Origin of the sequence: Amycolatopsis thailandensis, assembly GCF_002234405.1 — a bacterium.
GTDB lineage: Bacteria > Actinomycetota > Actinomycetes > Mycobacteriales > Pseudonocardiaceae > Amycolatopsis > Amycolatopsis thailandensis.
Genome location: NZ_NMQT01000209.1, coordinates 1 through 9,395, shown reverse-complemented (window position 1 = coordinate 9,395; position 9,395 = coordinate 1). Strand labels below are relative to the sequence as shown.

The following is a 9,395-nucleotide window of genomic DNA, read 5'->3' as shown; positions in this document are numbered from 1 at the left end:
TCTTGGGTGGGACCACCTGGCCGCGTTCCGACGAGCCGCCGCCGTATTGGTTGTAGTCCGCGGCGGCCGCCTTTCCCGCTTCCTTGGCGACCTTGAGACCGGTGTTCTCGGCGATTTTGCCGGCGGTGGTGTTCTCCAACCGGTCCTTCGCGCCACGGAGGTACTTGAGGTTGTCGCCCTTGAGGCTGTCCAGCGTCTTGTCGCTCGCCTTGATCGCCTTGTTCGCCTCGCGTCCCAGCTCGGAAGACTTCCGTCCCAGCGCCCGCGCCGCCTCCCGCGCACGCTCGCTCGAACCCTCGAAGCGCTTCACGAACCGTTGGATGGCGCCGAGCAGTTTGCCGAGCTTCTTCTGGATCTTCGCCATGACCTTGACCGCGTCGGCGAAGATGCTCGCGGTGAACGCGGCGACCGAACCGCCGAGGGTGAACCACGATGACGCGAGCGCGAGCAGCGCGCGGGTGATGACGTCGCTGATGAAGCCGGCGATGATGTCGAAGATCAGCGCCCGTGCGGTAGCCACCACCATCCCGCCGGTGGTGATCCACTGAGCCGAGTCCTTCGCTTCGGCGGCGACGTCACGCAAAGACTGTGTGTACTGAAGCGCGACACGGCGGTAGGCGATGGCCGCGTCACCGTCCCATCCGGATGTCGTGCTCAGGGAACCTTCGTAGTCGCCTGCCACGGCTTCGAGCTCGGCCGCGATGTTGTTCCAGGTCTGGGCGGCTTGCTGGACCAGCTCGGGATCACCGGTGAGGATCTCCAGTGGTTCGCGGATGAAGTCCAGGTTCTCCATCAGCCAGCCGACGCCGGCCTTTACCAGCTCTCCGAGCGGGTTCAGGACCATGGACAAGACGTCAAGGCCGAACGAGACTCCGTCCATGGCGACCGCGAACGCGTCGAGATCTTCGCCCTTCGTCGCCTTGAAGATGTCTCCGACCACACTTGAGCCGCTGTCGAAGATGCCTCCGCCCTTGAACGGTTCGGACTTCTCCTCCTTCTTGGCGATCAGGTCTTCGCTCACAGCTTCTTCCCCAGGTCCCGGCTGAGCTGCGCCGCGTCGTCGTCGATCTTCGTGTAGTCCGTGGCCGCCTTCTTCAGCGCGTCGGACAACGCGTCGCCGAGGTTCGCCGCGCTGGTCATAAGCTCGTCCGCGTCGCCCTGGGCGATCTGCAGAACGCCGCCGACGGGCACCGCGCACAGCAGGCCGTAGCCCGCGAAGCCGCCCATGCCGACCTGGTTCGCCGCCGAGGCCGCGCCGCGGATGCGTTCGGCGAGGTCGGCGACCTGGTCCGCGTGTGCCTTCAGCCGTTCCGGCGAGACGCCGTATCCCGGCCCGCTCACGAGCGGCCGGTCCAGTCGACGTTCTGGAAGTCCTCGCCGTCGTCCTCACCGGACGCCGGACGGGAAGGCCGGCGCTTCGGCGGTTCGGGGGCAGGTTCCGTCTCCTCGACGACGAAGCGCGCGGAGTCCGGTTCCGGAGTGGTGGCCTGGGGCTCTTCCCGCGGCGGCAGCGTGCTCTTGATGAAGTCGACCGCGTCGGAGTCCTCACCGGTCAGCCCGGCCATGATCTCCAGGGTCCGGTCCGCGGCCCTGGTCGTCGCCTTGCGGTAGGTGCTCATGATCAGCGACGCGAGCTGGGCCGGCGGCCGTTCCTGCGCCTGCGGGGACAGCGCGAGCGACATCAGGCCACCGCCGGGATTGACCGTCACGGTGACCAGCCGGTCCGGGCTGCTCAAGGTGACGACGTTGTTCTCCAGCTCGGTCTTCGCCTGTTCCGCCTTGGCGAGCAACGCCGCGCTGCGCTGTTCCTGTTCGCGCATCCACTCCTGCGGATCACGCACCTGGCCACCGAACGGCACGGACATTCTCCGACCCCCTCCCTCCCCGAGGCTCCCTCGGGCTTCTCACAACCTAGCGGTCCGGATCCAGCAGCGAGGCCAATCGCGCGGCCAGCCGCGGACCGTCCACAGGGGACACGTTCACCCACGCCTGCCCACCGCGGCCCTCGGTCCGTGCCGCGCAGTACGCGCCGACGTCGGTGTCGAACCAGGTCAGTCCGCCCGCCCGGTGCGCCCGGCCGTCGCGGTCGCGGGTCCGCACGGTGAACTGGCCCGCGCTGTACACCGGCCGGGCCTGGATCGCGAGCACCTCGCGCAACTGGCTGTCCGAAGCCGACGACCGTCCGCCGTCGCCGAACACCGGATCTTCCAGGTCACCGCCGAACCGCGCGGCGGGCAGGCTGATCCCGTAGCCGGGGCCGGGCCGAAGCTCCGGGAGGACGTCGACGATCGCGCCGAACACCTCGCCGTCGCCGATCCCGGACAACGCGATGGTCTGTTCGGGCTGGGTGGCCAGCACACCGTGCCGCCCGCGCGCGGCCGCGACCGCGCGGAACGGCGCTTCGGCCGTCATATCGGCCAGCGCCTCGCATTCGACGTAGACCTCGGCTCGCGCGAGCAGGTCCAGCCGTGCTTCCAGGGCGGCGTCGAGCCGATCCCCGTCATAGAGGCCTCGTTCGGCGAGATTCTCGTAGACCGCGCCGCGGATCTCGGCGCGTTCGGATTCCGTGGTGCCGACGCTGCGGACGGACAGCGGCCAAGGCGGGGCCGCGTGTCCCAGGTCGGACCAGAGGACGTCGAACGCCGACGCGGAAACGCGGATCAAGACCGCCCCAGCTCGGGCGGCTTCCCGAAGGAGATCCGCGGGGTCAGCGAATGCAGCGAGGCGTCGCGGGTGTTCATCACGTCGACGGCCTTGCGGCGGGCGGCCTCGGCCTCCGCGTGCTTGGCCTCCATCTCGTCGGCGAGCGCGGCGAGAAGCGCCAGGTTCCCGCCGGCGGCGGCACCGCGGATCATCGCGCCGGGGTCGTAGTCCACCGGGGGCGGCATGTCGGCGCGGGCCCGCGCGGCGGCCTCGGCCTGCCCGGAAACCGCCTGCCCGAGCGCCGACGAGAGATCGGCGGACCAGGTCAGCCAGCCGGACGCCGTGGTGAGCACACCGCGGAGCGCGTCGCCCGCTTCCCCGCGCCAGGTCTCCTGGCTGCTGCCGACCAGCCCGGCAAGGTCGGACGTCGCGTCGTGCATACGCCGCGCGAGCGCGTCCCAGGCGGCGCCGATGCCACCGGCCGCCTCGGGGTCGTTGCCCGCTTCGACCTCGGCGGCCAGCGCCTCGTGGCTGTAGGCCTCGTACCGCGTGGCCGCGACCGGGACCTCGCGGCCCGGAGTCTCTCCTTCAGGCAAGGCAGTTCTCCCTACGGAAGTTTGGGTTCGGCCAGTCCCGCCACCTTCACCGCGCGCTCGCAGGCGAGCGGGGTGTCGGTGAAGTTCGTGTTGCTCACGTCGATCTGGACGCTCGCCTTCTCCCCCAGGCCGAGCAGGACCGCGCAGGTCCCGTCGGCGGCCTTCTTGTCGGCGACCTTGAGCGCTTGCCGGTCACCGACCTTGGTCTTCGTGGCGGTCTTGCGCGCGATCTCGAGGTCCGCCAGCCCGTTCCGCTCGTCCACGGTGATGGTGACGCCGAAGGTCGCGGGCACCGTCCAGTCGCAGGCGCGGGCGCCGTTGATCTCCTTCGGCACGCCGGGCACGTTCAACCCGGCCGTCGACCGGTCCTTCGGGTCGAGCAGCGTGCACGGATCCACGTGACCGTCCGTCGCGGGCGCCGAGGACGAGGGAGCCGGGCCGTCACCGTCGTCGGCGACCGGAATCCGCTCCTGGCCTGCGGCCCCTTGCCCACAAGCGGACACTGTGAGGACGGAGAGCGCGCCGAAGAGGGCGAAGAGAGGGAAGCGGGAGCGCATGGGGTCAGCCGCCGACACAGTCCACGTCCGCCGCCGCCTGTTCATCCTGTCGGGTGTAGCGGGCCAGCGCCTTCTCGATCCGGTTCTTGAGCGCCTCGAGTTCCTTGCCGAACGCGGTGAGCGCCTCGACCGCGGAGCCGTCGGCACCGATCCCGTACTGCGCCATGAACTTGCCGACCTCGTCCGCGTATCCCCCGCCGAGGGGAACCGTGCGGCCGAGCACCTTGGCCTCCCGGACCATCTGGCCGACCACGTCTTGCAGGGCGGAGATCTTCACGTGGGCATCCGCCGCCAGTTCCGGGGCGACCGCGAACCCGCTCAAATCGAACCGGGGTTTGGCGGTTCTCACGTCGCTCATGTGCGATTACGCCTCTCCGTAGTCGGACGACCTCGCAACGGAGCATACGACAAAACCCGGTGTCAGCGGGAGCACCTGAAAACACGCTCAACTCACCCGATCGAGGTAAGGTCTCCGGTTGCACAGAGTCATCGACTGGGGTTGGCGGGGTTCCCCCCAAGAGTTCGCCCGAGTTTGACACACTTCGTGGGAGGCTGACCGCTGCCCGGGGGACCCGAATCAGGTCCGGCAGCAGACCCAGCGGACATCCAGCCACGCGGCATCAGGAGGTCGAGTGACGTCGAGAATCCAGTCTGCGACGCCCGGCGAACAGCAGGGCGAGCAGACAACCGGGCAAGCGCCGTATCCCACGGCCGCGGGCTCGGTCAGCGGACCGCAGAACGGCCGTGACGGCCGTGCGTCGCTGGACGAACTGCACGAGACGGCGCGGCGGATCGCCGCCAACGTCGAGCGGGTACTGGTCGGCAAACCCGACGTCATCCGCATCGCTCTCGTGACCCTCCTCGCCGAAGGCCACCTCCTCGTCGAAGACGTCCCCGGGGTCGGCAAGACCTCGCTGGCCAAGGCGCTGGCCCGCTCGATCGACTGCACCGTCAGCCGGATCCAGTTCACCCCCGACCTGTTGCCCAGCGACGTCACCGGGGTGTCCATCTACAACCGGCAGAGCGGCGAGTTCGAGTTCCGGCCCGGCCCGGTGTTCGCGAACATCGTGGTGGGCGACGAGATCAACCGCGCCTCGCCGAAGACGCAGTCCGCGCTGCTCGAATGCATGGAAGAGCACCAGGTCACCGTCGACACCTCGACCTACCACCTCGAAGAGCCGTTCATGGTGATCGCCACCCAGAACCCGATCGAGATGGAGGGCACCTACGCGCTGCCCGAGGCCCAACGCGACCGGTTCACCGCGCGGGTGTCCATCGGCTACCCCGACCAGCAGGCCGAACTGGCCATGGTCGACGAGCACGCCGGGCACAACCCGCTTGCCGACCTCGAACCCGTCTCCGACCGCGAGTCGGTGCAGCGGCTGATCGAGACGGTCCGGTCGGTGCACATCTCGCCGGAGGTCCGCCGGTACGCCGTCGAACTGGTCTCCGCGACCCGGCAGGCGCCGGAGATCCGGCTCGGCGCCTCGCCCCGGGCGACCTTGCAGCTGGTCCGCGCCGCCCGTGCGCAGGCCGCGCTTTCCGGCCGCGAGTTCGTCGTCCCGGACGACCTGCACACGGTCGCGATCCCGGTGCTGGCACACCGCATGGTGCTCACCACCGAGGCGCACGCCGCCCGCCGGTCGGCTACCGACGTGGTCCGCGCGATCCTGCACCGCGTTCCCGTTCCGCAGGGCTCGAACCACCGCTGAGTAAAGGAATACGGGGCCCATGCTGCGTGCTCTGTCCGGCCTGACCACACGCGGCCGCTGCCTCCTCGCCGCCGGCGTGGCCGCGGCCGCTTGCTCGTTCGTGCTCAACGAACGGGATCTGCTGCGCGTCGCGGTGTTCGTCGTCGCCCTGCCGCTGCTGGTCGCCTTCTTCATCTCGGCGACCCGGCTGAAGCTGGGCGCGGCGCGCGCGCTGCGCCCGGACCGGGTCTCGGTGGGCTCGCCCGGCGAGGTCCAGCTGGAACTCTGGCGGAACGGCAGGCTTCCCGCGGGTGAGGTGCTGCTCGAAGACGGCGTGCCCTACGCGCTGGGTTCGCGGCCGCGGTTCGTCGTCGAACGGCTGCCGCACGACCGGCGGGTCGCGCTGCGGTACCCGCTTCAGCCGGTGCTGCGCGGGATCCAGCAGGTCGGCCCGCTGCGGGCGACGATCACCGACCCGTTCGGGCTGTGCGAGTTCGAACGCGAGCTGATCGGGCATTCGCGGCTGGTCGTGGTGCCGAAGGTGGCCGGTCTGTGGGGCCTGCCCAGCGGTGCCGGGATCGGCGCCGGTGACGACGGCAGCATCCGTCTGCACGCCGGGCAGGGCGAGTCGGACGTGATCGTCCGGCAGTACCGCCAGGGCGACGACCTGCGGAAGGTCCACTGGCGCTCGACCGCCCGCCGCGACGAGATCATGGTCCGCGTCGAGGAAAAGCCCTGGCGTGGCGGCACCACCGTGCTGCTCGACCACCGCGCGGCCGCGCACCACGGCACCGGCCCCGCCGCGAGCCTCGAATGGGCGGTCTCGTTCGCCGCTTCCGTCTCGCTGCACCTGCGCCGCTCCGGTCACCGCGTCCGGCTGATCACCGAACACGGCCAGACCCTGGCCGACACCCCCGGCGAGGGTGGCGAGCACTACGACAACGTCGTGCTCGACGTCCTCGCCGCGCTCCAGCCCGCGCACCAGCGCGACATCACCCTCGGCCACGACCCGGCCGAAGGTCAGGAACTCATCGCGGTGCTCGGCACCGTCAGCAACGAATCCGTGCACGAGCTGTCCCGCTACCGCCCGCGCGGGATCCGGAGTCTCGCCGTGCTGCTCGACACCCCCGGCTGGTCCTCCGGCGTCAACCGGCCCGAAACCCGGGCCGCCGCCACCGAAGAGTCGGTGGCGCTGTTGCGCGCCGCGGGCTGGGGCGTCGTCGTCGCCGGTCCCGGTTCGCCCATGCCGCAGGTGTGGGCCGAGCTCTGCCAGACCGCCACCCGCCGGGGCACGCTGATCGGAGGCGGCCTGTGACCGCGACCGCGCCACCCCGGCCGCACACCCCCAAACCGCGTCCCGCGGCACCGCCACCGGTCTGGACGAGCAGTGTGCTCGCGCCGGTCGCCGCCGGGCTCGCCACGCTGTTCGCCTCCACCTCGCTCACCGGCGTCGTCTCGGGCTGGGCTTGGTTCGGCTACCTGCTGGTGGCCGTCGTGCTGATCGCCTCCACCGGACTCGCCCTGCGCTCGCTGCGCGCGCCGACCATCGTCGTCGGCCTCGCGCAGCTGCTGGTGCTGCTGTTCCTGATCACCGGGGCGTTCACCACCAGCGGAATCCTGAAGATCATCCCCGGGCCGGACGCGCTCGAAGAACTGCGCGGCGTGCTCTCCGCGGCGGCCGAACAGATCCGTGTGGGGCTGCCCCCGATCGAGGGCACCCCGCCGATCCTGTGCCTGATCACCATCGCGATCGGCCTGGTCGCGGTACTGGTCGACACCCTGGCCGTGGCCGCCTCCGCGCCGGCCGCGACCGGTCTGGTGCTGCTGTGCGTCTACGCCGTACCCGCCGCGCTGGCCGAAGAAATGCTGCCGTGGTGGACGTTCCTGCTCGGCGCGGCCGCGTTCGCCGGGCTGCTCGCCGTCGACGGCAACCATCGGCATCGCCGCTGGCGCAACCGGGAAGCACCAGGACTGGGCAATTCGGCGAGCACGCTGTCCGCCCCGGTCGGCGTGGTGGCCGCCGCGATCGCGATGGGCCTGGTGCTGGGCACGGCCGTCACCGGTGTCGGCACGGTCGGCAGGCTCCCCGGCGCCGAGGGAGGCGGCCGCGGCGGGGCGGGCGGCTTCGGTGTCGAGCCGTTCACTCAGCTGCGCGGCCTGCTCGACCAGGGCGAGAACGTCGAACTGTTCAAGGTCTACGGGATGGGCGCGGACAAGAAGCTGCTGCGCGCGTTCACCCTCGACACCTACACGCCGAACAAGGGCTGGGGCCTGGCGCAGAACGGCCGCGCCCAGCAGGGGGTGCAGGCCAACCAGCCGCTCCCGCCGGTCAAGGGCGACGACGGGTCCGGACCCGCACGCGAGATCCGGATCGAACCGACGAACTGGGTCGACAACTGGCTGCCGATCTACGGGGTGCCGCGGACGCTCACCGGGCTGGCCGACAACTGGCTGTACGACCCCGTCGGCGGCGCCGTGTTCACCACGACCAAACAGAACGCGCCCGCCTACACCGAGACCGCGGCGATCAAGGAACCGTCGAAGGACGAACTCCGCCGGGACGACGCCCAACTGGCCGAGGTGCCGCCGCAGTTCGTCCAGGTCGATCGCGTCGACCCCAGGGTGGCCGCGAAGGCCAGGCAGCTGACGGAGAACGAGTCCAACAACTTCGACAAGGCACAGGCGATCTGGTCGTTCTTCACCGCGCAGAACGGCTTCGTCTACGACACCAAGACCGCCGAGGCCACCGACTCCGACGCGCTCGCCGACTTCATCCTCAACGGCAAGCGCGGATTCTGCGAGCAGTACGCGTCCGCGATGGCCGTGATGCTGCGGTCGGCCGGTATCCCGTCCCGCGTCGCCATCGGTTTCACCTCGGGGACGCCGAAGGGCGATCACCTCTCGATCAGCTCCGAGGACGCGCACGCGTGGGTCGAGGTCTACTTCCAGACGAAGGGCTGGGTCAGCTTCGACCCGACCCCGCTGCTCGACGGCCGCGCGGTCGTCCCGCCGTACCTGCAGACCAACCCCTCCAGCACCTCGGCCAACGACACGCAGGAAGTGCCGAGCGCACCGAAGCCGAGCGTGCCCGCGACCGGCACGCCCCGCGACCCGGGCGCGGACCCCAACGCCGACGGCGGCGCGAACCAGCAGGAGGAAGAGCCGCTGTGGCCCGCGATCCTCGCCGGGATCCTCGGTGGGCTGGCGGCCGCGCTGACCGTGGTCACGATCGTGCGGTCGCATCTGAGATACCGGGCGCTGATGCGCTCGGCGCCGTCACGCTCCCCGGAGGCGCGCGCCCCGGCGCGGGGGGACGGCGGGTTCCTGGACAACGAGAACGTGACGAACTGGCTCCCGCTGATCGTGATCGGGCTGTGGGTGACGGCGTTCGCGTTCCTGGCGGCTTGGGTGTCGTGGTGGTTCGCGCTGGCCCTGGTGGTCGTCCTCGGCGGGTTGGGCACACCGACGGCGATCCGGGAGATCAAGCGACGGCTGCGGTTGCAGAAGATCGCGTCCCACTCCCCCGCCGCGGCCGACGCGGCGTGGCGCGAACTGCTGGACGAGTGCGCGGACCGCGGCCTGCCGCTCTCCGGCGGTGACACGGTGCGCGTGGCGGGCCGGAAGGTCGTCGAGAAGCACCGCCTCGACGAGGAGGGCCGTTCCGGGCTGCGGACGGTCATCGGTGTCGTGGAAAAGTCCTGGTACTCGGACAAGCCGGTGGACGACCAGGCCCTGGGCCCGGCGTTCGACGAGGTCCGCAAGAGCCTGAAGCGGAACGCGCCCATGTCGTGGAAGGGCCGCCTGTTCCCGCGGTCGCTGAGGCGACGGGACAAGTAGCCGGACCTGGAGCGAGACCTGGAGCGGGTCGTGAGTGGTAAGTGACGTTCTAACGTCACTTACCACTCACG

Annotated in this window: 10 protein-coding genes; 3 read left to right on the top strand and 7 right to left on the bottom strand. The window is 70.5% G+C overall.

Translation table 11 applies throughout. From position 1 onward, the window contains the following. From CFP71_RS41180 to CFP71_RS41150, 7 genes are all read right to left on the bottom strand, one after another. The coding region (locus CFP71_RS41180) for a WXG100 family type VII secretion target (protein ID WP_093939297.1) at positions 1-1,021 on the bottom strand (1,021 nt) is incomplete at its 3' end. Beyond that, on the bottom strand, positions 1,018-1,341 hold the full coding sequence (locus CFP71_RS41175; RefSeq protein WP_005156432.1) for a type VII secretion target: 324 nt from the start codon (positions 1,339-1,341) through the stop codon (positions 1,018-1,020). The genes CFP71_RS41180 and CFP71_RS41175, both read right to left, overlap by 4 nt. Beyond that, positions 1,338-1,865, bottom strand: a complete 528-nt coding sequence (locus CFP71_RS41170) for a YbaB/EbfC family nucleoid-associated protein (RefSeq protein WP_093939296.1) — start codon at positions 1,863-1,865, stop codon at positions 1,338-1,340. Before CFP71_RS41170 ends, CFP71_RS41175 begins: the two co-directional genes overlap by 4 nt. 46 nt (positions 1,866-1,911) lie before the next feature. Then, complete coding sequence (locus CFP71_RS41165) at positions 1,912-2,664, bottom strand: ESX secretion-associated protein EspG (RefSeq protein WP_093939295.1); 753 nt, start codon at positions 2,662-2,664, stop codon at positions 1,912-1,914. Next, positions 2,661-3,239, bottom strand: coding sequence for a PE-PGRS family protein (locus CFP71_RS41160; RefSeq protein ID WP_093939294.1), 579 nt, complete (start codon positions 3,237-3,239; stop codon positions 2,661-2,663). Before CFP71_RS41160 ends, CFP71_RS41165 begins: the two co-directional genes overlap by 4 nt. Positions 3,240-3,250: 11 nt before the next feature. Next, positions 3,251-3,796: a DUF3558 domain-containing protein gene (locus CFP71_RS41155; RefSeq protein WP_093939293.1), complete on the bottom strand. Its 546-nt coding sequence runs from the start codon at positions 3,794-3,796 to the stop codon at positions 3,251-3,253. Between the two features lie 4 nt (positions 3,797-3,800). Then, positions 3,801-4,154 carry a hypothetical protein gene (locus CFP71_RS41150; protein WP_093939292.1) on the bottom strand — a complete coding sequence of 118 codons (354 nt, stop codon included), beginning with the start codon at positions 4,152-4,154 and terminating at the stop codon, positions 3,801-3,803. 274 nt (positions 4,155-4,428) lie between these two features. Here CFP71_RS41150 and CFP71_RS41145 point away from each other — a divergent pair, with 274 nt between their 5' ends. From CFP71_RS41145 to CFP71_RS41135, 3 genes are read left to right on the top strand one after another with little or no spacing between them, the layout of a single operon-like run. Further along, positions 4,429-5,508: an AAA family ATPase gene (locus CFP71_RS41145; protein WP_167406471.1), complete on the top strand. Its 1,080-nt coding sequence runs from the start codon at positions 4,429-4,431 to the stop codon at positions 5,506-5,508. 19 nt (positions 5,509-5,527) lie between these two features. After that, positions 5,528-6,802, top strand: coding sequence for a DUF58 domain-containing protein (locus tag CFP71_RS41140; protein ID WP_093939291.1), 1,275 nt, complete (start codon positions 5,528-5,530; stop codon positions 6,800-6,802). After that, positions 6,799-9,324, top strand: a complete 2,526-nt coding sequence (locus CFP71_RS41135) for a transglutaminase TgpA family protein (RefSeq protein WP_167406470.1) — start codon at positions 6,799-6,801, stop codon at positions 9,322-9,324. The genes CFP71_RS41140 and CFP71_RS41135 overlap by 4 nt, the downstream gene beginning before the upstream one ends. Positions 9,325-9,395: the final 71 nt, after the last annotated feature.